The sequence below is a fragment of the Eubacterium coprostanoligenes genome, assembly GCF_900167205.1.
In the GTDB taxonomy this organism is placed as follows: domain Bacteria; phylum Bacillota; class Clostridia; order Oscillospirales; family Acutalibacteraceae; genus Eubacterium_R; species Eubacterium_R coprostanoligenes.
The window spans coordinates 1-24,953 of the sequence record NZ_FUWW01000017.1 but is presented as its reverse complement, the minus strand read 5'-3'; the positions used below and the strand labels follow the sequence as shown (position 1 = coordinate 24,953).

Here is a 24,953-nt window from a genome sequence, read left to right as displayed (position 1 = left end):
AACCGATAATAACTTCGGTTCTTTTTTACTTTAAAAAGGGACTAATGCTATGAACATTCAAAAAAGATTGTTTGAACTAAGTGACGAAAAGAATGCCGATTTTTCAGCGAAACTGACACCCGGTATCGACAGAGAAAAATTTTTAGGTGTGCGAATCCCCGCTTCAAGAAAACTTGCAAAAGAAATCATAAAAGAAAACGAACACAAAGATTTTTTGAACAGCCTGCCACACAAATACTATGATGAGAACATTCTGCACTCGATTTTAATCAGCGAAATAAAAGACTATAACGAGTGCATAAAATATGTTGACGAGTTTTTGCCGTATGTTGACAACTGGGCGGTTTGCGACACAATGTCGCCAAAGGCTTTTAAAAACAAGCACGAAAGATTGATGAACGATATTTTGCGGTGGGTGGACAGCGACCAAACCTACACCATCCGTTTTGGACTAAAAATCCTAATGGCTCATTTTTTGGACAACGATTTCAAAAATGAATATCTCAAAATCCCTGCGAAAATAAAAAGTGACGAATACTATATAAATATGATGATTGCATGGTTCTATGCAACAGCTCTTGCAAAGCAATGGGACAGCACAATAGTGTATATTGAAAACGGCGTGCTTGACAAATGGGTGCATAACAAAGCAATTCAAAAAGCACGGGAAAGTTATCGCATAACAGCCGAACAAAAAGAGTATTTGAAATCGCTGAAAAAGTGATGTTGACAACAACAAGCTAAAAATATAAAATAAAAATATAAATTATACGGAGGCTGTGCAAAATGGCTGAAAAAGTGAAAGAGAAGAAAAAGCATAAGGGGTTGAAAGTTTTGGGTGTTATTATACTGATCATTGCATTGATAGTCGGCATCGGTTTTGGCGTTATATATTACCTTACAAAGCCTGTTGACGACACAAGCGACAAGGCAATTAATGTCGGCGGTATGCTGACATCGCAAAACATCGACTACAAAGAGGCTTCGGCAGACGGACTTGAAAACGACCTCATTGTAAAGATTATGCAGGTTTCGTGGAAATTCTGTGACAAGTCGGACAAAAAAAGAATGGCAACACAAACACCACCTGAAAATGTTGTTAAGGTTAAAGACATACCATACATTGATGACGGCAACCCATACCACAAATTTGATGTATTTTATCCGGAGGGCAAAATTGCCAAAGAGGGCTTGCCTGTTATCATTGACATTCACGGCGGAGGCTGGATGTATGCCACAAAGGACCTCAACGAATACTACTGTATGGAACTTGCAAAAAAAGGCTATTGTGTGTTCAGCATAAGCTACCGTCTTGTGCCTGATGTTACGGTAAACGAGCAAATCAAGGACTGCACAGAGGCGCTTGCGTTCATCAGAGCTAATATGAAAGACTATCCTGCCAACAAAAAAACTGTTATGCTCACGGGCGACAGCGCAGGCGGACAACTCGCATTATACAGCACAATCCTCAACAACAACCCTGACGCAAGAGAGATTTTCGGCACGGTTGACACAAAGCTCAACATCAAATGCTTGTTGCTCACCTCACCTGTTACATATGCAAAATCAGGCGGATGGTTCAGCATTTACACAAAAAAGATGTGGGGCAAGGATTACAAAACAAAGAGCACCTACAATTATATGGATTTAAACGAAATTATGGAACTTGCAAATGATATGCCACCAACATATTTCATCACAAGTTCGGGCGACACTCTTGCACACGACCAAACAGTGAACGCATATAATTATTTTGTTGAAAAAGGCTACGAGTGCGAAATTGAGGATTTCACCGATTTAAGAGACGGCAAAAAATTGCCACATGTTTTCAGCGTGCTCGACCCGTTTGACGAATACGGTCAAAAGGCAATCGACAACGCCCTCGATTATTACCAAAAATCACTGTTAAAATAACGCAAAAAATAAGACTGTTTAACTTAATTTGTTAAGCAGTCTTGTTTTTTAATCTCTTGATTCGATTATGAGTTTGCGGTCGTCGCCGTCAACCAGTTTGATGTTGGGGGCGAGGCGAACCTTGCCGATATTTTTGTAGAAAACAGACACCTTATCTTTTTCGCAAACCACCGAGAAAATCAGTCGGGTGCAATCGTTCTTTTTGTATTCAAAACTCTTGCCGTCATCATCAAAGAATGAACTTTGGAAAAAGCCTGTTTCCTGCGGATAAACGGTAAACACAAGTTTTTGTTCGTTTTCAAATCCGTACTTGCCCTCATCGGTTGGGAACACGCAACCGCTACGAACAAAATAAGGCATTTTTGAGGTTGGCGGAATGTGGAGGCTGACATTTTGACCGCCCTTGTAGAGTTTGCTTCCAAGATACCAATCATCGCCCTCCGGAAGATAAGCGGAAATATTTTCTATTCCCTCATCAAGAACGCAGGTTGCAAGCACATCTCTGCCGACCAAGAACGATTCGCAATCCTCTTCTATATCCTCGTCGTCATAATAAAGAAACAGCGGTGCGTTCATAGGTTCATCATAAGACACGCTGTTATATGCCGAGCTGTAAAGATACGGAACAAGTTGCTTGCGCTGTGCAAAAATATCCCTCACCGAGCCAACAACATCCTCATATTTCCACGGCATAACAGCATCCATAACGTCAGTATCGTGGCAACGAACGGTAAATCTCGGTTCAAAAAGTCCGTGCTGAAGCCAACGAAGGAACAGTTCCTTTGACGGCATATCGCCGACAAATCCGCCCAAATCGTGGCCAAAGAAGAACATACCCGACATCGAAAGAGTAAGCCCGATATAGTGGCAATAATACAAATCATGGAACGAGGTCATATTATCGCCCGACCAAGTTTGAGCCATTCGTCTGACAGCAATATTTCCGCTTCGAGTAGAAAGAAACGGACGAAGTTCGGGGTGTTTTTTCTTCTGTGCTTCATAAGAAGCCTTGACCATAAGATAAGTCAAAGCCGGTCTGACATCTCTTGCCTTGATTTTGCCGAAACCAAATCCATTGACGGTGGCTCCGGAGTCCTTAATATCAAATTCGTTATTGTCATTCCAAGTGGCAACAATGCCGTTATCAAGCAATTTTTCGGTTACTTGAGTGCACCAAAAATCATAGGCATCTTTATTTGTAAAATCAAGATACGAACCAAGTCCATCCCAAAGCTGGGTCACAAACGGAGTGCCGTCATCATTTTTGACAAAAAGCCCTCTGTCTGCAATTGAATCATACATAGGATGAGTAAGAAGAAACGCAGGCTTGATGTTTGGAATAAAATGAATATCTTTTTCCTCAAGGCTGTTAACAAACTTTGCAGGATCGGGAAATTTTTCGGTATTCCAATTAAACACGCAACCCTTGTCCCCGATTGACGAATACAAGCCTGAACACGAAAGGTCATATTTTTTCAGGCTGTCTACAAAGCCTTGCATTTTTTCGTCAGTATTTTCGGCATAAGCATATTCTGTTGCAGATGCGCAAAAATCGAAGCTCCATTTTGGTGGGAATGCCTGTTTCCCGCACAATCTTGCAAACGAACGCAAAATCTCAAGTTTTGAGCCGAAAATAACATAATAAACTATGCAGTTATCCTCTGTTTTAAAGAACTTATACGGCTGATAATAATTATTGATTTCAACGCCAAAATCCATATAGCAGGCGGCACTTGTGTCGTAAAACACGCCGTAATCGCCAACGCTGTTTTCGCAAATATAAAACGGAATATGTTTGTACAAAGGGTCGGAAGCTTCGGCATCGTATCCCATTGCGTCGGTGGCTTCAATCCTGAAACTTCTGCCCGATTTGTCCATAAATCCGCTTTTATCGCCAAGTCCAAATATTTTTTCGTCCTCTTCTCTTGAAATATAATGATAGTATCCTCTGCCAAATTCGTTTTCAAGATTATACGAAAGAGGGCGTCTATCCTCAAAAAGCACCTCGCCGTCATCAATGAACGAAAGGAGAAAATTGTGGAAATCAACATCAATTTCTATACCTGAACCCAATGTGATTTTTTCACCGTTAACAGTTTCCTCCACCTCCGGTGTGTCAAAATGGAACCCCTCTGTATCAAGTCTGTTTCGTGCAGGAGAATTTGGTTGACCATACGGATTTATGCAAAAAGTAGGCAAAATATCCTCACCGTGACGGTAAATTGCAACCCTGACAATATTTTCTTCAACAAAGTCAAGTCTTGCATTTACATCATCGCAAGCATACAATCTGTAATTATTTGTGTATTCCACCAAATCAAAATTATGATTAAATTTCATAAAATCTACTCCGTTGTAAATAAGTATTCGTGTTTTGATTATCTTGTTTTCGGTCAACAGTTAAAGGCTGTCAACATAGGTCTTTATATCATAATCCTCAAACTCTGTTGTTTTGCAAAGATAAAGAGGATGATGCGGATGCCCGTTCTTGAGAAGTTTGCCGGCGTGCACCCATTTTGCATTATATTTTTCGCCGATTTCAATCATTTCCCTGACGCAAGATTTGAGATAGCCTCGTTCATTTACTATGCTTCCCCAAGCAGCCCAAACAGTTGCATTTTTTGAATGAGAAAGCACATATTCAAACGCTTTCATATTTTCGTTATGTAAAAAAGTGTTAACCTCGGCATCCATATCCTTTGGTCTTGTTGCCCTTTGAGCGTAAACATTGAACATAACAAAACTGTCATAACCGTTGAAATATGCCAAACGCTCAACAGATTTTAGGGTGTTGTCAAGGTTTTCAGGCTCAGCAGTTGACGGATTTATGCCGATACATATAACCGGATTTTCGCCTCTTGTTCCAAGCAAATAACGATAATCACGATACTCACCGGGAACATATATCCACTTTTTAGAATCAAAGCCGTCTGCTGTCAGCGACTCCTTGTAATCTTCATCAAAGGTCTTTATCTCAATAAAATGAGAATCGTCGGTTGGAATATGCATTTTTCTCACTCTTTTCAGGTAAACAGCATAGCGCTGTATTTTTACTTATTATATTATTATACTATTGTATAAAAGCCAATGTCAACGCACCAAAATTAATAAATTGTAAAAATATTGTGATTTTTACTTTCAAACACAAAAAAGACTGCAAGGATAAGTGCTAACCTTACAGTCTTTAATCATTCATTTGTAGTTTTATACGCTCCGTCTTTGTAATAATAATTAAGCCAAGAATTTTGAGCAATTATCACAAATTCAACATCTTTTGGAACTTTTCGATAATGATCATAACCAAGGCGGTCAACAGCATAGCTGTGATGGAAATAATCCGTATTTGTCAAAACACAGATATAAACAGATTTTTTGCCTTGCTCGATTTGATAATCAATATATTCATTCACCTGATTGTTCATCACGGTTATGTTGGCATAAAGCAGAATCAAAAATGCAAATATTCCGACAACAACTGCGTTCAACGCTTTGAAAACAATCTTTTTGTTTATCTTAACGCAACTCAACGCCTCATCAAGCACCAAGCAGAATGCAACCACAAACACTATATAAGAATAGAAAATACATCTTGGATTTACAGGGTTGAGCACTGCGAAATATGCCGATGTGAACAAAGCGAAAGCAACAAGAAAATCAAAAGCCAATCGTTTCTTTTTGTTGAGCAACGAACCGCAAACGAACAAAGCAACAATGTACAAACCGAAAAGCAAGGTTGTGAACATCATATACAAATACTTCATTTTGCTGTTTGCAAAGTCGCCGTTGTGCATAACGCTTGCCAAAACGGAATACGCAGGATATGCACAAAGTGAAGCTGTGACAAATGCCCTTGTGCCCTTTGACAAAACATTGTTGCCGTTATAAATCAGCACCAAAAGCACTGCCGAAAGTGCGATATAAAGCAAATAATATTTTGGAAGCCAGCAAACAAACTTGCTGTATATATCCCTAATGTTCAAAAGCATTGTGCTCAACGAATCTATCTTTGAGCTATAATTCACGGTTTCGTATATTCCGTCTTTGTCGTGAACAAACTTTCGTGCATAAAGCATAACAAGAGTTCCGATTCCCGAAGCGCAAAGATATGTAAGCGCATACAAAAGTTTATCTTTTTTCTTAAAAATGCAATAAGCCAAAACAATGACCGACAAAAGAACTGCATTGAGCGTACTGCTCTCCGTGAAAAGTTGAGCCGAACTGCCAAAAGCCAAAATCTCAACAACAGTCAAAATCCTAACAGGCAAAGCAGAATTTTTATTGCTTCTTTCCTTAATCAAACAAAGGCAAATGAGAGTTAAAACAATCGGCGGAATATAATTTGAAAATCCGCTAATCCAAGAATAAACCTCGCCGAAAAACAATCCGTCAACTCCGACTGTCAGAACCGTTGCAGACGCAGTCAACAATTCGGTGTGCCCCTTTTTGTCATCAACCAACCTGACAAGAAAATATACCATAGCGCACACAGACGCACTTCTAAAAATTGCAGAAAACAGTTGCGATTTGCACAAAACAACTGCAAGCAAATTACCAAGAACTCTGCCGTTGCCGTAGCCTGCCGAAAAATGGATCATCTTGTGCAAATTAGTGATATTCAAATAATCATAATAAGCATCATCTACCGTATGCGGAGAAAAATACATCACCAATGCAAACAAGACGAAAAACAAGGCATAAAACCCGACAAGTCGTTTTTTACTTTTAATCATCTTGAACATTCTCCTCGTCCTTTAAATGCTCTTTCAAAATATAAATCGGTCGATTTTTCACTTGGTCATAAACCTTCGACATATACTCGCCCAAAATTCCAAGGCTCATAAGTTGCAAACCGCCAAGGAACAAAACAAGCACAACAATAGACGCATAGCCCGGAACATCAACTCCGTAAGCAAGTCGCTTGATGATTACCAAAACAAGATAAATCACCGACACAAAAGCCGAGAAAAAGCCGACATATGCCGACAATTTAAGCGGAAATGACGAGAACGAAATTATACCCTCAACAGCATATTTTAAAAGTTTAAAGAAGTTCCATTTTGAAGTGCCGTTTTCCCTTTCCTGCACTTTATATGGAATAAACTTTGTATTGAAACCGACAAAACCAAATATTCCCTTGGAAAAACGGTGGTATTCACCCATACTGATAACGGCATCAATCATTTTTCTGTTCATCAATCTAAAATCCGATGCACCGTTTACAAAATCCACCTCGGACATACGATTTATCATTTTATAAAAAGATGATTTGAAAGCCGACATCAGTTTGTTTTCCTTACGCTCCGCCTGATAAGCTGTGACGCAATCAACAGTATTATCCTCTTTGATGACATTCATCATCTCAACGACAACTTCGGGTCTTTGTTGCAAATCAGCATCAATTATGCACGCAAAATCGCCTCTTGCATTTTTCAATCCGGCATAAATGGCAGCCTCTTTGCCAAAATTTCGGCTGAACGACAAAACCTGAACCCTTTGCCCATCCTTATCAAAAAGGCTATGCAATCGTTCAAGTGTTTTATCCGAACTTCCGTCATCAACAAAAACAAACTCATATTCATCAATATTATTCTCAAAAGCCATAACAGTTTGAGAATAAAACTTTTCCACATTATCTTCCTCGTTGAAACAAGGAACAACCAAAGATAACAAAATAACACCACCTTATAATTATTAATTATATTTGTCTTACTAAAAAATGTCAACACAAAAGGGCTGTAAGGTTCAATAAACTTACAGCCCATCAATATTATGGTCTATTAAATTAAATTTATTCCTGACCGTCCCAACAATAAGTGCAGAGTTTGTCTTTGTCAATTCCGACAGCAGAAATCATATCATCAAGTCGATGATAACGAAGTGATGTAAAGTGAAGTTGTTTGCAAATCACATCAATCATATTTTGATACTTTTCGCTGTCAGGGTCAACATATTCCTTGATAAGTTCATCATCAGGCTCTCTGCCCTCAAGTTCGGTGATAACACGCCTTGTGATAAGGTCCATATCGGAAGTTGAACGAGAGAAGTTGAGATACTTGCATCCATAGAAAAGAGGAGGACACGCAGGTCTGATGTGTACTTCCTTTGCGCCCGATTCAAAGAGGTACTCGGTTGTTTCACGGAGCTGTGTGCCACGAACAATGGAGTCGTCAATAAGAAGCAAGCTCTTATCCTTAATCAAATCAGGAATCGGAATGAGTTTCATCTTTGCGATGAGATTACGCTTTGTTTGGTTTGGTGGCATAAACGAACGAGGCCAGGTCGGTGTGTATTTGATGAACGGACGAGAGTACGGAATGCCTGTTTCGTTTGAATATCCGATTGCATGAGCAATACCGCTATCAGGAACACCCGCAACAACATCAGGATGAACATTGTCTCTTTTTGCAAGTGCCTTACCGCATTTATAACGCATTTCTTCAACGCTTATGCCCTCATAGCAAGCTGAAGGATAGCCGTAATAAATCCAAAGGAATGTGCATATACGCATTTTTTTGCCGGGTTGGATGAGAGTTTTGACACCGTTTTCATCTATAAACACAACTTCACCCGGACCGAGTTCCTTATAGTTCTTATATCCCAAATTGAGATAAGCAAAGCTCTCGAAAGAAGCACAATAACCATCCTCTTTTTCACCGATTGAAATAGGAGTTCTGCCGAGCATATCTCTTGCGGCATAAATTCCCTTTGGTGTAAGTGCAAGGATAGAAATTGAGCCTTCAACGGATTCCTGTGCATATCTGATGCCGTCAATGAAGTTCTCTTTTTGGTTAATCAAAGCAGCAACCAATTCGGTTTGGTTAATTTCGCCGTTGTGCATTTCAAAAAAGTGAGTGTTGTTTTTGATAATGTCATCAACAAGTTTGTCTATATTATTAATCTTACCCACGGTAGCAACCGCAAATGTGCCGTGATGTGAACGCACGAGAATAGGTTGTGCCTCAAAATCACTGATACAGCCGATACCCATCTGACCGTGCATAGAATTTGATTCTTTTGTAAACTTCGTTCTGAAAGGAGCATTTTCAATATTATGAATTGCCTTGTCAAAGCCTGTTTCTCTGTCATAAACAGCCATACCCGCACGGCGAGTGCCGAGGTGAGAATGATAGTCTACGCCGAAAAAGAGGTCAAACACGCAATCGTCTTTTGAAACTGCACCGAAAAATCCACCCATAGTTTTACCTTACAGAGTTGTTCTCTGCTTTCCTCTCTAATTTGTCGCAAATATTATAACAAATCACGGAAGTAAAAACAACCGTATAGAGATATTATTTTACAAATTTTTTCAGTCTGTTTGTAAGAACAGCGGCAAGTGCAATTTTTATCGCATCCGGAATTAAGAACGGAATAACGCACCAGCCGAGAATTGTTGCAAGTGAAGCCGGTTCATTTGTCTTCGCGTAAACAACGGCAAACCACGCTGTACCGAAGGCGTAGCAAACAAGAATACCCACAACCATTGACAAAATAAGTGCCCACAATTTGTTTGTTTTGTCAGAAACGGTACCAACAATAAGTGCCGTGAAAATAAAGCCGATTATGTATCCGCCCGTTGAACCGAGAAGGACGCCGAATCCGCTCTTAAATCCTGAAAAAACAGGAACACCGATTGCACCGATGAGGATATAAAGGAGGGTTGAGAGTGTTCCCCTTTTTGCACCGAACAAGCCTGAAATGAGCACCACGCCCATTGTTTGCAATGTAATCGGAACTGTGAGCGGAATTGAAATCCACGAGCAAACCGCAATAATTGCCGCAGAAAGACCGATGTAAACCATATCGGTTATTTTTGAATTAGTTTTCTTTTTTACTTCTGTCTGTGCCATAGTCACATACCTCGATATATTATTTTTGACTTTCACCAAATCGATTTATATTTTAACACACAATTCTCGATTGTCAACTTAAAATTTAAAACAGGTTTACAATCGGGAACATTCAGAAAACTATTCTATTTAATTTTTATACAAATTATACAATTCGGCGTGTTTCAGGAATTTTATCGACAGTCTGTATAATCAGACATACTTTTTGATTTCTTGATTTATCATCTCTCGATTTTCAAGAAGCCACGAAGCATTGTGAGGATATTCGGAAAAAGTGATAGGTTCGTCTGTGCCGTTTTCCATAAGTTTTACAACAGCGTCCTTGCCGATTTTTTCTTCCAAAAGCTGAAGAGCACGCATATCCTGCAAGCCGTCATAAAAGACATTCAATCGAAGTGAATTAAGAGGTTTCAAATTTTCACCCGGATACACAACAAATGAATCGCCCGAAGCAAAAGCCTTGCCGGCATCTGTGATTTTGTACGGGTCAATAGCTTTCTTTGAAAGTCGGGTGTAGTAGAAATTATATCCCCAATGGAGAAATCCCTTTATATCATACTTATAAAGCTGATAACCGATAATTCTGTTTCTTACGGAAGCGTTTGAGAAAAATCTGTTTGAAACATTTTTGCGAGCCTGCGCACTGCAATAATAAGTCCAAAGGTCATCAAACTTACCGATGAAATTATTGATGAAATCGGTTGCAGGAATCGGATAACGAATATTGCAAATCTTGGCAAGAGGATAAGATGACATAGCGTCCATAATTTTATAATCGCCAAAAAGGTCATATGTAATTTTACTTGCCTTTTTGTATGACAAAAGGTAGCCGAACGGCGGCTCATCCGAAATGTGGATAAACACATTTTTTTCAAGTTTTTCCTCTTTCAAAAAGCCTTTGAGTGCTGTTGCAAATTGGCTCAAAAACTGCTTGTATTTATTTGACGAAGCCCTTGTTTCCCAGCCGAAAATCTTTACTTCCTTGCCGTTTTCCTCTGCCATAATTTTTGGTGCGTGCTTTGCTCCCCACTGTGTGAACAAATGCGAAATTTCAAAATATTCAATTCCGCATTCCTTTGAAATATCTATCCACTTTTTAAGCAAAGAAAGGTCGAAAGCATACTTATTTTCGCCCTGCTTGAACACCTTAACAAGCTGAACGGTCGGTCGCTCCTTGCCGATTTCAGTATCCAAAGGCGGGGTGAAAACAGGAGTTAAAACACAGTTCATTCCATAATCCGATGCTTTGGTGAGATAATTGCGAAGTGTCTCCCAATATTCATCGGAGAACGCTTCAAAATTGTAATAAGTCATCAAACAGTCTGTGTGAATCCAGTTAGTATAAATCAAGCTCTGCTTTGGCAAAAGCGCGTCTATAACTTCAACCGACACTTCGGACTTACATTCTGCATCATCGGTTTTCAATGTGATTGAAATCTTATGTTCACCTACAGGCAAAACATCATCCTTTGCAGGTGAAATCTCAATCCAAAACGCATAAGCACCGTCTGTTTCAAAAGTGGAACAGCCATCAACGGGATAAAGCAAATCAGGATACATGCCTGCTTCTTTTTTAATGTAATAATCATCTGCGTTTTTCATTACCGGAAAATCGCTTTGAATATTTTTAACAACCGAAACATTCAAAAAGTCATCAATCGGCGACTCAACGCTTATTGCAACACGCTCATTTTTTGTTGCTTTGAACGCAATCTGAAACGACTTCTTTTCATTTTTCAGCATTGAAAACTGCTTCAATTCCACAAGGTTATCTATTGACGAATCAACAAACACCTTTTCAAGAGATGAAACCGCTTTGACATCACTAATCATTTTAACACCCCAATTAAAATTGTACATTTTGTATATTATATAAGAAAATCAGGTTTATGTAAAGTCATAGTCGATTACAAATATACAAAATTAAAAATCCGAATTATTAAAGCAATAACAGGCGGTTAGGAAATTCTAACTGCCTAAAACTATTAGGTGATTTTATTTTCATATAAATACAACACATATTTAATACAATGTAACTAATTTTTAACTATCAAAAAAATTTTGCAATAATTAAAAATTTTCAACAGCCTTAATTTTTCGTAAATCAAAGTACTTTAAAAGTTTTAGAGGTCTTTCAAATTTATTTGAAAGACCTCATTTTGTGGTTGCGGGGACAGGACTCGAACCTGCGACCTCCGGGTTATGAGCCCGACGAGCTACCAACTGCTCTACCCCGCGATATTTAGTTGTGCACTGCATTGCCTCAATGCGTACTAATATTATAGCAGATAATCTGCGAATGTCAAGAGGTTTTTTGCACTTTTTGAAAAAGAATAAAAAAGTGCATAAAAAACAAAGAACGGGTAGCCTAAGTGTCCTCTTAAACTACCCATCTTCGCTGTTTAATAAAACAATCTCATGTGTTGTGAAGTTGCTGAAAGACACAACACCGGGCGCTATTACCATCACGCCCACCACCAATAGTGGTTACATATATAGTACAACATTGATTTTTTATTGTCAAGAAAATTTAAAAAAAAATTTTCAATTCCGTAATTTTGACTAAAAACAAAACAAAAATATGTAATTTCTCACAAAAAGCAACATAAATTGACTAATTATGTATAATTTACAAATTTGATGAAGTATGATAGAATTACATTATACAATATTTCCGAGGTAATGAATATGAATATTTTGATTGTTCCCGACTCATACAAAGGCACTTTGACCTCCGTTGAAGTTGCCGAAACAATTAAATCCGTGATTGAAAAATCATCAGACTGTAAAGTTATTACCTTGCCATTTGCAGACGGCGGTGAAGGCTTTTCTGACGCTATGGAGAACATTTGTAATGGCAAAAGACTTTACACAAAATGTCACGATATTTACGGCAAAGAAATTGACGGATACATAACTGTTTTTGACAAAACCGCTGTGGTTGAATGTGCTGTTGCAAGCGGACTGCAACAACGCAAAAATGTTATGCAAAGCACAAGCTACGGAACAGGCGAACTTATCCATTTTGCAATTGAAAACGGCTACAACAACATCATTCTCGGACTTGGCGGAACAGGTTGTTGCGATGGCGGTATCGGTGCACTTTCCGCCCTCGGTGTAAGGCTGTATAACGAAAATCAAAACATTATGAAAATGCCGAAAAGCAACGATATGAATTATATCTTCGGCATAAGCACAAAAGACAAAGTAAAGGACATTAACTTTACATTTGCGTGTGATGTTGAAAACGAATTTTACGGCAAAAAAGGTGCGGCATATGTTTTTGCTCCGCAAAAAGGTGCACGAAAAACCGATGTGGAAGAACTTGACGCAGGACTTCAAAGGCTCAACGCATTTTTCAAAACCGATGTAAGCAAGGTCAAGGGTGCAGGCGCTGCGGGCGGAATCTGTGGCGGTTTATATTCTGTTTTCGGCGGAAAAATTAAATCCGGCTTTGACATTTTGAGCGAATACAGCAACCTTGAAGAAAAAATTGCAAACGCTGACATTGTGATAAGCGGTGAGGGCAAAACCGACGAGCAAACTCTGATGGGCAAATTGCCGTACAAAATCAGCGAATTATGCAAAAAGCACGGCAAGAAATGTGTTGTAATCAGCGGAAGTGCAGACGATGTAAAAATCGGCGACTTATTGCTCACCCTTGTTGACGAAAACACCACGCTTGAGGAAGCGCTCGCCCACCCTGCCGAAGTGCTTGCTAAAAAAGTAGAAAATAATCTTGAAATCATACTCAAATAATTATATAATATTATAACTAAATTAAGATATTTAAGGAGAATAACTATGAAGGTAATAATTCCAAAGCACAGAGAATTCCAAATCAAATTCCCTGACAATTATCCACTTGAGGCTGAAGCTTGGGAAAAGCTCAACCAAATCGTAAAGGATTACTCTGTTGACGGCAAGAGCGTTCGCACTCCGTCTTTCATCGAGGACAACGAAGCAAAGGTTAAGGCTTTGCAGGAAGAATACGATTTTGAATACGAAATCATCGAAGTACAGTAATTAACGAATCGAGATACATCATGGCTGAAAACAAGATTTTTGCAGTTGCGACAGCTCACCTTGACACCGTGTGGAGATGGGAGTTGCCAAAGACCATTGAAGAATACATACCCGACACCTTTGAGAAAAATTTTGAACTTATAGAAAAATATCCTCACTATCGTTTTAACTTTGAGGGTAGTTTTAGATATGAGTTAATTGAAGAATACTATCCCGAGGCATTTGAAAAAATCAAGGAATACATTGCCGATGACAGATGGTGCGTCAGCGGTTCTGCGTATGAAAACGGAGATGTTAACATTCCGTCACCGGAGGCACTTTTCCGCAATTTTCTCTATGGTAACCACTACTTTAAGGAAAAATTCGGCAAAACATCAAAGGATGTATTTTTGCCTGATTGCTTCGGCTTTGGCTATGCACTTCCAAGTGTGGCAAGGCACTCAAATTTGCTCGGTGTTTCTTCTCAAAAATTAGGATGGGGCGGTGCATACGAATTGCCGTTTGACATCGGCGTTTGGCAGGGTGTCAACGGTGACAAAATCTTTGCGTCACTCAATCCCCTTTCGTACAGATACAAGTTCAGCGATGATGTACGAGGTGATTTGCAAATCATCAACAAACTTGCGCAAAACGGCATAAACCACGATTTGCCGTGGACAATGAACTACTATGGCACAGGCGATTGGGGCGGTGCACCCGATAACGAAAGTGCAAAGGCAGTCAACAACAGCGTTGAAGCAAACAATGAGAATAACGGCACAAGCGTTTATTCTGCTTCGTCTGACGAAATCTTTGTTGAAATGGACAAGCTGACACAAGGCCAAAAAGACGGCTTGCCGGTATGGAACAACGAACTTGTCATGCGCAGTCACGGTGCAGGCGGTTATACATCAAGAGCCATGAGCAAAAGGCTCAATGCACAAAACGAAAACCTTGCGGACAACTGCGAAAAATCGGCTGTTGCAGCAAGTCTTTTGACATCATACAAATATCCAAAGAGCATTATAGACAAGGCTTGGAAGCGTGTTATTCAGCATCAATTCCACGATGATTTGCCGGGAACATCAACAATGCTTCAATACAACGACAGCTGGAACGATTACTTTGTTTCACTCAATCAATTTCAAACAGAATACGAGGGGGCTGTCGGTGCGATTGCAAACGAGCTTGACACATCTTGGTGCAAAGAATGTGCGATAATAGTCAACAATCCGGTTGCAACCAAGCGTAAAGGCGCTGTTGAGGCACATATCAAGCTGAACAGAAATGCAAAATATGTTAAGGTATTTGACAAAAACGGCAAGGAGATTCCGAGCCAAATTATAAAGAAAACAGGCAAGGAATTTGACATTGTTTTCCTTGCAAATGTCGGCAGTGTGGGCTACAAGGTTTATGACGCACAGGGTTCTGACGAAAAGTGCAAACTCACATCCGACCTCAAGGCTACCGAACACACGCTTGAAAACGACAAGTACAAACTTATGTTCAACAAGAACGGTGACATAGGTTCTATTGTAGATAAAAAATTAAAGGTTCAACTTCTCACCTCACCTATCAAATTGGCACTTTTGCACGATTTGGGCGAACTTAATTATCCATCGTGGGAAATGAGGAAAGAGGACATTGACGCAGAGCCGTATTGCTATGCCAACACGCCTACCTTTGAGCTGATTGAAAACGGGCCGGCAAGAATTGCAATCAAGGTTACACGAGAGGCTGAATACAGCAAAATTGAGCAGATTGTCAGCATTGACGCATATGCAGACACAATCCGTGTTGACAACAACATTGACTGGCAAAGCAGAAGAACGCTTCTCAAGGCACAGTTCCCTGTTACCTGTTCAAACGAAGAAGCAAGCTACGACCTCGGCTTGGGTTACATCAAACGAGGCAACAATAAAGATAATTTATACGAAGTGCCTGCACAGAAATGGGCAGACATTACCGACCGTTTTGGCAGATACGGCGTGAGCATTTTCTCCGACTGCAAATACGGATGGGACAAGCCAAACGACTACACGCTCCGTTTAACCTGTATTCACACCCCGGCAGGTGCATTTACAAAAGACGCCCGTCAGGATTTGCAGGACATCGGCAGAAACAAATTCTCTTTCGGCATTTTCAGCCACAAGGGTGAAATCGGTGCCACAACTCAAATTGAAGCACAATGCTTCAATCAAAAATTGGTTGCATTTACAACATCATCAAGACGAGAAGGTGCACTCGGCGACAGCTTCAGTCTTATGAGCACAACCTCGGACAGCGTGATTGTCAGAGCTGTTAAGCAAGCAATTGATGATGACAGCATTGTTGTAAGAATCAACGAGGGAATCGGCAAAGAGCACAAGGGTGCAGGAATCAAATTCTACTGCGACATCACAGAAGCCTGTGAAACCTATGCAAGCGAAGAATACATCAAGGATGCCGAAATCAAAGACGGTGCTTTGGTATTTGACCTAAAGCCGTTTGAAGTTAAGACATTCAAGTTGAAACTTGCAAATGAAAGAAACAAGGCGAAAGAAAATTACAAAAAGCTTGACCTTGAATACAATTCAACAGGTATCACGGCAGACGAATACAAGGTCAACTGCATTATGCAAGGCAGTGGTATGAGCCTTCCGAATGAGCTTATTCCGAGCAATCTCACAGTTCACGGCATTACATTCAAAATGCCGAATGTGGATATGAACAAGAATATTTATATTCCGAGAGAGCAGGAAATCGAACTCCCTAAAGGCATTACAAAGTTGTATATGATTGCAGGTTCGGTGTTCGGCAAGCAGGATATTGTTATTATGGCAGATAACAAAGAGCGCCATATGACGATTTACCCGATGAGCGAACCGATTGGCAGATGGGATATGGCAGGACTTGGACAGACGGCAAAAATCACACATCAGCCAATTGCTATAGAATTCACCCACACGCACCATCCGGAGGGTAACATTGCCAACGGCAAGGCATATTTCTATCTTTACGAAATTGATGTGAGAGGTTGCAAAACCGTTACAATGCCTGAAAACAACAAGGTTGTTATCCTTGCGATGACAGGAATCAAAAAATTCTCAAACACATACCTTGCAACAGAATTAATTGACAAAGTTGATGAAAAATACAACTTTGGTGAAATTCCACCGATTGACAAAATCATTGACAAAGCCGACTTTATCACAATCAGAGCCGGCAAAATTCAAGACCAAGTCAAAGGCGGCAAGGGCAAAGGCTTTAAGCGAGATAACATCATAACAAACATCATCCGTTCTTACACCAAGAGCGAATGGTAACAGAATAACAAAAGACACGCTACGGAAAAATCCATAGCGTGTTGTTTTTTTGTTTATTAGTCATTCTGTTGTTCGGTGGCTTCAACCTCTATATCGGAGATTGAATCAACTGCATCTTTGACCTGCATGACCTTTGAATTGACTTGAATATAAGTCGCCAAATCAAGCACCGCATACACAATGAGTGCCGCACCGATAAATCGAACAATTCCGTCTGTCAGCTGTGCCGACTTTGTTATTGCGACAATTCCGAAAATAATCGTAATCACCGACAACAGCATTGTGAACCATCCCGATTTTCTGAAAAGCATAATTGAACGGATTGAGGTTGCCATATCGACAATGCCCGAAGTGAGAATGAATATTCCCAAAATCACAACGATTATCGAAATGATTGCCCGATACTTTGCACAAACGATTATACCGCTTATCAACGAAATCGTGCCAAGCACAAGCGGGAGTTTTGTATCCCTTTCAATAATATACGACACAACCGAAATTATGCCCGTTACAATCAGCGAAACGCCCACGACAAGCGAAATATACTGAATACATTTGCTTGGGAACGCAATGAACAGTACACCCATAATCGCCGAAACAATTATTGTGGCTATTGAAAATCGTTTTAGCCCTTTTAAAAAGTCCAACATAAAATCACCGTTAGTTTTCTTGAGCAGCCTCTGCAATTACATTTTGTGCAATATGTTCAGGGCACTTTTCATATCTTGCAAAGGCGGTGGTGAATGAGCCTCTGCCTTGTGTGATTTGGCGCATTGAGGTTGCAAAAGTTGTCATTTCCGATTCTGGAACTTCAGCAAGAATTTCCTGCATACCGTCACCGGTAGGATTCATACCCAAAACTCTGCCACGACGCTTGTTGATGTCGCCGATAATATCGCCCATAGCTTCGTCATTGCAAAGTGCATTGAGAGTTACAATCGGTTCAAGGAGAACAGGAGAAGCATCTGCAATACCTGCCTTGAATGCAAGTGAAGCTGCCATCTTAAATGCCATTTCTGATGAGTCAACAGGATGGTATGAGCCGTCATAAAGAGTTGCCTTAACGCCTACCATAGGATAACCTGCAAGCACACCCTTTTCCATAGACTCCTGAAGTCCTTTTTCAACAGCCGGGAAGAAGTTTTTAGGAACAGAACCGCCTACAATTCTTTCCGCAAATTCAAGTTTTTCGGTATCGTACGGTTCAAATTCAATAAATACATCACCGAACTGACCATGACCGCCCGATTGCTTTTTATGTCTGCCCTGTGCAGAAACCTTGCGAGTAATAGTTTCTCTGTATGCAACCTTTGGCTGTGAAAGTGTTGCTGTTACATTATATTTTGCCCCCAATTTTGACAAGCATACATCCAGATGTTGCTCGCCCAAACCTGAAAGCACAGTTTGTCTTGTTTCGTTATTTGCCTTATATGCGATTGACGGGTCTTCCTCAATAATCTTCGCAATAGCGTTGGCAATTTTTTCTTCCTCGCCCTTCTTTGTTGCATTGATAGCCATTGAATAGCAAGGAGTAGGAACGGCAACGCCGTCAAGAGTAACAACCTTTGCGGATGTACACATAGTATCGCCCGTCTTAAAGCCGTCAAGTTTTACAACAGCACCGATTTCGCCGGCAGGAATTTCCTTTGCATCTGTTTGCTTTGTGCCAAGGATAGTGACAACCTTGCCCACTCTTTCTTCCTTGCCTGTGCGTGAATTCACAACAGATAAACCTTGAACAATCTTGCCTGCAACAACCTTGAAATAGTTGAGCTTGCCGATGAATGGGTCGGCAACTGTCTTGAAGCAAACTGCTGCAAGAGGCGCATTTTCGTCAACAGTGATTTCAACAGGTTCGCCGTTTGAATCAATAGCATATTCTGCCTTTGGTGCAGGACAGCAATCCTTGATGAAATCAAGAAGCATATCAACGCCTACACCGGTAAGACCCGAAAGTGCAAACACAGGAACAACTGTGCCGTCTGCGATACCCTGTGAAAGACCCTTAATTTTATCTTCCTTTGTGAGAGGTTCGCCCTCAAAATATTTTTCCATAAGTTCATCGTCTGCACCGGCAACTGCCTCGGCAAACACTTCTTTGATGGCATCAAAACGAGCCTGGTCATCGTGGGTCACATCAGAAGCCTTTTTGTGAACACCGTCATATACATATGAAGTGTCATCAATCATATTATAATAGCCGGCAACCTTGCCACCGTTCAAAATCGGAACAACAACAGGACACATTGCTGTGCCGAACTTTGCCACCAAACCGTTGAATGATTTGTAGAAATCGGCTCTGTCGTCATCCATTTTTGATGTGACAATAATGCGAGCCATACCCTTTTTGCCTGCATCCTTGAACGCTTTTTCTGCGCCTGCTGCGATGCCTGATCTTGCGGAAACAACAACAATTGCGCTATCTGCCGCACGAAGTCCCTCTGCCTGACCTAATGCAAAATCAAAAAGTCCCGGAGTGTCAATAACATTAATCTTTGTGTTATCATATGTAAACTGCAAAACAGATGAAGAAATAGAAACTCCTCTTTTCTTTTCTTCAGCATCACTGTCGGATACTGTGTTTCCGTCTGCGATTTTGCCCATTCTTTCGGTAACGCCTGCCACATTAAGCATTGCCTCTGCAAGAGTAGTTTTACCTTTAGATGCGTGGCCTACAATAGCCACATTCTTAACTATGCTCATAAAGCACACCCCTTTTAAATTTTATCATTTGTTAAAATTGTACAGTATTTTTAAACTTATGTCAATACTTTTTGTTAAATACTGCCCATTGTTTATATAAAATAAATGATAGTTTTTTGTAAAAATAAAACAAAACAACAGCAAACAGCAAGAAAGAATGGGGAATATTTTTGTGGAAAATAAATGAAAATAGAATAATTGCTTGCTAAAAAAAAATCAAAGTAGTATTATTCTATATGATAGTATATTATATATTATAATATTTATTACTAAAATTATTGGGAGGAAAAGAAATGTCTTCTGTTAATCTTGAATTAATTGACGGCGTGCTTGAAAAATATGCAAGCGTGCCTGGCAGTTTGATTACAATTTTGCAGCAAACACAGGATATTTACGGCTATCTTCCAAAGGAAGCCATTGAAAAAATATCTGAATCAACAGGCATTGCAACAAGCGAAATTATGGGCGTCGGAACATTCTACACTCAATTTAGATTTCAGCCTGTCGGCAAGTATCTCATTATGCTTTGCCAAGGCACTGCATGCCATGTTAACTCATCGGAGTTGATACTCCAAACAATCAAGGACGAGCTTCACATTGATGACGGCGAAACCACCGAGGACGGTTTGTTCTCGCTCAAATGTGTTGCGTGCCTCGGATGTTGCTCGCTTTCACCTGTTATGATGATAAACGACAATACATACGGCAGTCTTACACCTGATAAGACAAAGAAAATCTTGAAGGAATTGAGGGAGGCTGCACAATGAGAATTGTTATCGGTGAAGGCTCATGCGGAATTGCCGCAGGAGCAGAAAAGGTGCGTCAAGCCCTTCTTAATTATGATTTGGGCGGTGCAGAGGTCAGCATCACCGGTTGTATCGGTATGTGCTATCTTGAACCTATCGTTGACATTTACGAGGGCGAAAAGCTCACCCGTCTTGTTAAGGTATCCCCTGATGATGCAGAAAATATTGCGGACTATGCAAAAACAGGTGATACAAGCAAAATTGAAAAGCTCATCGTGTCGGACGAGGACAGCGAATTTTTGACAAAGCAGACAAGAATTGCGCTCAGAAGATGCGGTATCATCAATCCTGATGAGATTTCTGCTTTCTTGGAGGCAGACGGTTATACAGCACTCAAAAAGTGCCTTACAGAACTTTCTCCGGAAGAAGTTATCGACATCATCAAAACATCGGGACTTGCAGGCCGTGGCGGTGCAGGCTTCCCTACTTGGTTCAAGTGGAATGCCGCAAGACAGAGTGAGGGCGATGTAAAATATCTCATCTGCAATGCTGACGAAGGTGACCCGGGAGCGTTTATGGACAGAGCCGTTATTGAATCCGACCCGCACACACTTATTGAGGGTATGCTCATCGGTGCATATGCAATCGGTGCACAGCACGCAGTTGTTTATGTAAGAGCGGAATATCCGCTTGCAATCAAGCGACTTAACCGTGCTATCGAGCAAGCAAAAGAGAAAGGCATAATCGGCGAAAATATCTTTGGCTCGGACTTTAGCTGTGATTTCACAATAAAGGCAGGTGCAGGTGCATTTGTTTGCGGTGAGGAAACAGCGCTCATTGAATCCCTTGAAGGTCACAGAGGTATGCCGAGATTGAAACCTCCGTTCCCTGCTGCCGCAGGATATTGGCTCAAACCGTCAAACATCAACAATGTTGAAACCTTTGCAAATGTGTCTTGGATTATCAACAACGGCGGTGAGGCTTTTGCCGCTATGGGAACTGAAAATTCAAAAGGTACAAAAGTATTTGCCGTTACAGGCAAGGTTAAAAGATCGGGTCTTGTTGAAATTCCTATGGGTAAAACTCTCCGTGATGTTATTTTTGACATCGGCGGCGGAATGAAAGGCGACAAGGCATTCAAGGCTGTTCAAATGGGCGGTCCTTCGGGCGGTTGTATTCCTGCTGAACTTATCGACACCGTAATCGACTACAAGGCACTCGGTGCAACAGGTGCGATTATGGGCTCCGGCGGTATGGTTGTTATGGACGAAAGCACCTGTATGGTAGGTATGGCTAAATTTTTCCTTGACTTCACCGCAAAAGAAAGCTGTGGCAAGTGTATCCACTGCCGTATCGGCACAAAGAGAATGCTTGAAATGCTTGAGCGCATCACAAAGGGAGAGGGTAAAGACGGTGACATTGAACTTCTTGAAGAACTTTGCCATTCAATCAAAGACGGCGCTCTTTGCGGATTGGGTCAAACTGCGCCAAACCCTGTACTTACAACAATCAAGTATTTCAGAAACGAATACGAAGCTCACATCAACGAAAAGAAGTGTCCTGCCGGTGAATGCAGTGACCTTATCGAATACAAAATTATTGAGGACAAGTGCAAAGGTTGTACCCTTTGTGCAAGAAACTGCCCTGTTGATGCAATCAGCGGAACAGTTAAACAGCCTCACAAAATAGATACCGAAAAGTGCATCAAGTGTGGTAAGTGCTATTCATCATGCAAATTTGGTGCAATTATCAAGGCGTAGGAGGGAGGAAACACAATGCTTAACTTAACTATTAACGGAAAAAACATTCAGGTTGAGGAGGGTACAACAATCCTCCAAGCCGCAAAAGACAACGGCATTTACATTCCTACCCTTTGCTATGACGAAGCCGTAAAAGTTTACGGTGCGTGCGGTCTTTGCATTGTTGAAGCCGAGGGTATCCCAAAACTTTTGCGTTCTTGCTCTGCAAAATGCACAGACGGAATGGTAATCAACACCGAAAGCGACAGAGTTGTTCAATCAAGAAAAATCGCTATGGAGCTTCTTATGTCTGCCCATGACGGCGACTGCGTTGCTCCGTGCCAACTCAACTGCCCTGCAAGAACAGACTGCCAAGGATATGTAGGTCTTATTGCAAACGGCGAATACGAATCCGCATTGAAACTTGTCAAAAACAAAGTTTCGCTCCCTGCTTCAATCGGCAGAGTTTGTCCGCACCCATGCGAAAGTGCTTGCAGAAGAAAGAATGTTGAAGAACCTATCAACATTGCTCAATTAAAGGCTTTTGCCGCTGACCTTGACCTCAACGGCGATAAATATATTCCTGAAAAAGCAGAAGCAACAGGCAAAAAGATTGCTGTCATCGGCGGCGGTCCGGCAGGTCTTACAGCTGCATATCAGCTTGCAATAAAAGGTCATGATGTAACAATCTATGATATGATGGAAAAAATGGGCGGTATGCTCCGCTACGGTATTCCGCAATACAGACTTCCAAAAGAAGTGCTTGACAGCGAAATTGAGATTATCGAAAAGCTCGGCGTTAAGATGATTAACAATGTTAAGCTCGGCAAGGACTTCACTATCGCAAGCCTCAAAGAGCAAAATGACGCTGTTATCGTTGCTGTCGGCGCTTGGAAATCAAGTTCAATGAGAACTCCGGGCGAGGAACTTGACGGCGTTTACGGCGGTATTGATTTCTTGCGTAGCGTAATTCTCGGCAAGCCTGAAGAAATCGGCGACAATGTTGTTATCTGCGGTGGCGGTAACACAGCAATGGACGCTTGCAGAACTGCTGTCAGACTCGGTGCAAAGAATGTTTATGTCGTTTACAGAAGAACAAGAAACGAAATGCCTGCCGACGACCTCGAAATCAGAGAAGCAGAGGAAGAGGGCGTACAGTACAAATTCCTTACAAACCCTATTTCGTTCAATGGTGAAAATGGCAAGGTAAAGAGCATTACACTTCAAATTATGGAACTCGGCGAGCCTGACGCATCGGGCAGAAGAAAGCCTGTTCCTGTTGAGGGAAAGACTGAAAAAATCGAAGTTGACAGTGTTATTATGGCTATCGGTCAAAAACTTGTCGGCGAGGATGTGAGCGAACTTAAACTCACAGACAGAGGCAACATTGAGGCTGATATAGACACATTCCAAACAAATCTTGACGGAGTGTTTGCTATCGGTGACGCAACAAACAGAGGTGCATCAATAGCTATTGAAGCAATAGGCGAAGCAGACAGATGTGCAGAAGCTGTTGACGCATTTTTGAACGGCGAAGCAATCGACACAAGAGTGCCGTACATCAGCAGAAGAGATGAAGAACTCATTGACTACTCTGCAAAGCAAAAATGTGCAAGGACCAATCCAAAGGTTCTTGACCCTGAATACAGACGAAACAACTTTGACGAAGTCAGCCTCGGTTTTACAGAGGAAGAAGCAAAGGCTGAAGCAAGCCGTTGCCTTGAATGCGGATGCAAGGAATACTTCAAGTGTAAACTTTTAAGCGTTGCACAGAGATACGACATCAATCCTGCCAGATTCAAGGGCGAAATGCCACAGAAATACACAGCAAATTCAAACGAATTCATTGAACGCAACAGTGCAAAATGTATTCTATGCGGATTGTGTGTAAGAAGCTGTAAGGAAGTTATGAATATTTCGGCAATCGGTCTTATGGGCAGAGGCTTCAAAACAGAGGTTGCTCCTGCGTTTAATCTTCCGCTTGACCAAACCAAGTGCACAAACTGCGGACTTTGCGTTGAACTTTGCCCAACAGGTGCTTTGACAGAAAAATCAGCACTTACAAAGCAAGTTCCGCTCAAAGAAGAATACAGCGAAAAAGAGGTTACAATTGACGGCAAGACCGCAAAGGTTAAGGTTTCCGCCTATGACGGCAAAACCATCCGTGTAATTCCGGATGACGAAACCTCACGAAAAGCAACCCTCACAAGAGAACAACTTTTCGACCTCGGAAAGTAATAAAATACTTAATATAACCACTAAGTAAAAAATCTTAATACAGTAATCTTTACCAACGCAGGCAAACTTAACAAAAGAATTACTTATCTGACAAGTTTATATGGTGGAAAGTACGCTCCCTCAATGCTATAATAATTTATAGTTAAGGGGGCGTATTTATGTTTTCGGATAATTTATTATATTTAAGAAACATTAAAGGTTTATCGCAGGAACAAGTTGCCGAAGCAGTCGGAATTTCTCGTCAATCGTATTCCAAATGGGAACAAGGAGATACTTTTCCCGATATTGATAAATGCGATAAGCTGGCAAAGTTTTATGGCGTTACTATTGACTCACTGATTCACTCTGATGAAAAAATAGGCAAAACAAAGATAGCACCTGCACCTATCGGCAAACATCTTTGGGGAACAGTTACTATCGGAAGCAAGGGGCAAATTGTAATACCAAAAAATGCAC

Annotated in this window: 18 protein-coding genes and 1 tRNA gene; 9 read left to right on the top strand and 10 right to left on the bottom strand. The window is 40.9% G+C overall.

From position 1 onward, the window contains the following. The first annotated feature begins 49 nt into the window (after nt 1-49). Both B5D29_RS07130 and B5D29_RS07125 read left to right on the top strand, forming a co-directional pair. Entirely contained in the window at nt 50-724 is a 675-nt protein-coding gene (locus B5D29_RS07130) for a DNA alkylation repair protein (protein WP_078768891.1), read from the top strand. Nucleotides 725-786: 62 nt separating this feature from the next. Beyond that, nucleotides 787-1,914: an alpha/beta hydrolase gene (locus tag B5D29_RS07125; protein ID WP_078768890.1), complete on the top strand. Its 1,128-nt coding sequence runs from the start codon at nt 787-789 to the stop codon at nt 1,912-1,914. A 48-nt stretch (nt 1,915-1,962) separates the two neighbouring features. On the opposite strand, the gene B5D29_RS07120 is transcribed toward B5D29_RS07125, so the two are convergent. From B5D29_RS07120 to B5D29_RS07085, 8 genes are all read right to left on the bottom strand, one after another. Further along, nucleotides 1,963-4,254: a TIM-barrel domain-containing protein gene (locus B5D29_RS07120; RefSeq protein WP_078768889.1), complete on the bottom strand. Its 2,292-nt coding sequence runs from the start codon at nt 4,252-4,254 to the stop codon at nt 1,963-1,965. A 60-nt stretch (nt 4,255-4,314) separates the two neighbouring features. After that, nucleotides 4,315-4,923 (bottom strand): DUF1643 domain-containing protein, encoded by a 609-nt coding sequence (locus B5D29_RS07115; RefSeq protein ID WP_078768888.1) that lies wholly within the window; start codon nt 4,921-4,923, stop codon nt 4,315-4,317. A gap of 179 nt (nt 4,924-5,102) precedes the next feature. After that, complete coding sequence (locus B5D29_RS07110; protein WP_078768887.1) at nt 5,103-6,644, bottom strand: DUF6056 family protein; 1,542 nt, start codon at nt 6,642-6,644, stop codon at nt 5,103-5,105. Then, entirely contained in the window at nt 6,637-7,584 is a 948-nt protein-coding gene (locus B5D29_RS07105) for a glycosyltransferase family 2 protein (RefSeq protein WP_242941761.1), read from the bottom strand. Before B5D29_RS07105 ends, B5D29_RS07110 begins: the two co-directional genes overlap by 8 nt. Nucleotides 7,585-7,702: 118 nt before the next feature. Continuing rightward, nucleotides 7,703-9,109, bottom strand: coding sequence for an amidophosphoribosyltransferase (locus B5D29_RS07100; protein ID WP_078768885.1), 1,407 nt, complete (start codon nt 9,107-9,109; stop codon nt 7,703-7,705). A 94-nt stretch (nt 9,110-9,203) separates the two neighbouring features. Continuing rightward, nucleotides 9,204-9,761: a biotin transporter BioY gene (locus B5D29_RS07095; protein ID WP_078768884.1), complete on the bottom strand. Its 558-nt coding sequence runs from the start codon at nt 9,759-9,761 to the stop codon at nt 9,204-9,206. 192 nt (nt 9,762-9,953) lie between these two features. After that, on the bottom strand, nt 9,954-11,594 hold the full coding sequence (locus B5D29_RS07090; protein WP_159443428.1) for a DUF4091 domain-containing protein: 1,641 nt from the start codon (nt 11,592-11,594) through the stop codon (nt 9,954-9,956). A gap of 329 nt (nt 11,595-11,923) precedes the next feature. After that, nucleotides 11,924-11,999: transfer RNA gene (locus tag B5D29_RS07085), tRNA-Met, on the bottom strand. Nucleotides 12,000-12,449: 450 nt separating this feature from the next. Between B5D29_RS07085 and B5D29_RS07080 the strand changes: the two genes are divergently transcribed. The 3 genes from B5D29_RS07080 to B5D29_RS07070 are packed head-to-tail and all read left to right on the top strand — an operon-like array spanning nt 12,450 to nt 17,071. After that, complete coding sequence (locus B5D29_RS07080) at nt 12,450-13,520, top strand: glycerate kinase family protein (RefSeq protein WP_159443427.1); 1,071 nt, start codon at nt 12,450-12,452, stop codon at nt 13,518-13,520. Nucleotides 13,521-13,565: 45 nt separating this feature from the next. Continuing rightward, complete coding sequence (locus tag B5D29_RS07075) at nt 13,566-13,787, top strand: methylenetetrahydrofolate dehydrogenase (protein WP_078768881.1); 222 nt, start codon at nt 13,566-13,568, stop codon at nt 13,785-13,787. 20 nt (nt 13,788-13,807) lie between these two features. Further along, complete coding sequence (locus B5D29_RS07070) at nt 13,808-17,071, top strand: alpha-mannosidase (protein WP_078768880.1); 3,264 nt, start codon at nt 13,808-13,810, stop codon at nt 17,069-17,071. Nucleotides 17,072-17,127: 56 nt separating this feature from the next. On the opposite strand, the gene B5D29_RS07065 is transcribed toward B5D29_RS07070, so the two are convergent. Continuing rightward, entirely contained in the window at nt 17,128-17,721 is a 594-nt protein-coding gene (locus B5D29_RS07065; RefSeq protein WP_078768879.1) for an HdeD family acid-resistance protein, read from the bottom strand. A gap of 10 nt (nt 17,722-17,731) precedes the next feature. Then, nucleotides 17,732-19,774, bottom strand: coding sequence for an elongation factor G (gene fusA / locus B5D29_RS07060; protein ID WP_078768878.1), 2,043 nt, complete (start codon nt 19,772-19,774; stop codon nt 17,732-17,734). 293 nt (nt 19,775-20,067) lie between these two features. Here fusA and nuoE point away from each other — a divergent pair, with 293 nt between their 5' ends. The 4 genes from nuoE to B5D29_RS07040 all read left to right on the top strand — a co-directional run. After that, nucleotides 20,068-20,541: an NADH-quinone oxidoreductase subunit NuoE gene (nuoE, locus tag B5D29_RS07055; protein ID WP_078768877.1), complete on the top strand. Its 474-nt coding sequence runs from the start codon at nt 20,068-20,070 to the stop codon at nt 20,539-20,541. Beyond that, complete coding sequence (locus tag B5D29_RS07050) at nt 20,538-22,280, top strand: NADH-quinone oxidoreductase subunit NuoF (protein ID WP_078768876.1); 1,743 nt, start codon at nt 20,538-20,540, stop codon at nt 22,278-22,280. Before nuoE ends, B5D29_RS07050 begins: the two co-directional genes overlap by 4 nt. A gap of 15 nt (nt 22,281-22,295) precedes the next feature. Beyond that, complete coding sequence (locus B5D29_RS07045) at nt 22,296-24,497, top strand: FAD-dependent oxidoreductase (RefSeq protein WP_078768875.1); 2,202 nt, start codon at nt 22,296-22,298, stop codon at nt 24,495-24,497. A 158-nt stretch (nt 24,498-24,655) separates the two neighbouring features. After that, the coding region (locus B5D29_RS07040; protein ID WP_078768874.1) for a helix-turn-helix transcriptional regulator at nt 24,656-24,953 on the top strand (298 nt) is incomplete at its 3' end.

Bases quoted from the DNA above. Each gene is read 5' to 3' on its own strand.
- B5D29_RS07130 (WP_078768891.1), top strand. From the start codon at position 50: ATGAACATTCAAAAAAGATTGTTTGAACTAAGTGACGAAAAGAATGCC.
- B5D29_RS07125 (WP_078768890.1), top strand. From the start codon at position 787: ATGGCTGAAAAAGTGAAAGAGAAGAAAAAGCATAAGGGGTTGAAAGTT.
- B5D29_RS07120 (WP_078768889.1), bottom strand. From the start codon at position 4,254: ATGAAATTTAATCATAATTTTGATTTGGTGGAATACACAAATAATTAC.
- B5D29_RS07115 (WP_078768888.1), bottom strand. From the start codon at position 4,923: ATGCATATTCCAACCGACGATTCTCATTTTATTGAGATAAAGACCTTT.
- B5D29_RS07110 (WP_078768887.1), bottom strand. From the start codon at position 6,644: ATGATTAAAAGTAAAAAACGACTTGTCGGGTTTTATGCCTTGTTTTTC.
- B5D29_RS07100 (WP_078768885.1), bottom strand. From the start codon at position 9,109: ATGGGTGGATTTTTCGGTGCAGTTTCAAAAGACGATTGCGTGTTTGAC.
- B5D29_RS07095 (WP_078768884.1), bottom strand. From the start codon at position 9,761: ATGGCACAGACAGAAGTAAAAAAGAAAACTAATTCAAAAATAACCGAT.
- B5D29_RS07090 (WP_159443428.1), bottom strand. From the start codon at position 11,594: ATGATTAGTGATGTCAAAGCGGTTTCATCTCTTGAAAAGGTGTTTGTT.
- B5D29_RS07080 (WP_159443427.1), top strand. From the start codon at position 12,450: ATGAATATTTTGATTGTTCCCGACTCATACAAAGGCACTTTGACCTCC.
- B5D29_RS07075 (WP_078768881.1), top strand. From the start codon at position 13,566: ATGAAGGTAATAATTCCAAAGCACAGAGAATTCCAAATCAAATTCCCT.
- B5D29_RS07070 (WP_078768880.1), top strand. From the start codon at position 13,808: ATGGCTGAAAACAAGATTTTTGCAGTTGCGACAGCTCACCTTGACACC.
- B5D29_RS07065 (WP_078768879.1), bottom strand. From the start codon at position 17,721: ATGTTGGACTTTTTAAAAGGGCTAAAACGATTTTCAATAGCCACAATA.
- fusA (WP_078768878.1), bottom strand. From the start codon at position 19,774: ATGAGCATAGTTAAGAATGTGGCTATTGTAGGCCACGCATCTAAAGGT.
- nuoE (WP_078768877.1), top strand. From the start codon at position 20,068: ATGTCTTCTGTTAATCTTGAATTAATTGACGGCGTGCTTGAAAAATAT.
- B5D29_RS07050 (WP_078768876.1), top strand. From the start codon at position 20,538: ATGAGAATTGTTATCGGTGAAGGCTCATGCGGAATTGCCGCAGGAGCA.
- B5D29_RS07045 (WP_078768875.1), top strand. From the start codon at position 22,296: ATGCTTAACTTAACTATTAACGGAAAAAACATTCAGGTTGAGGAGGGT.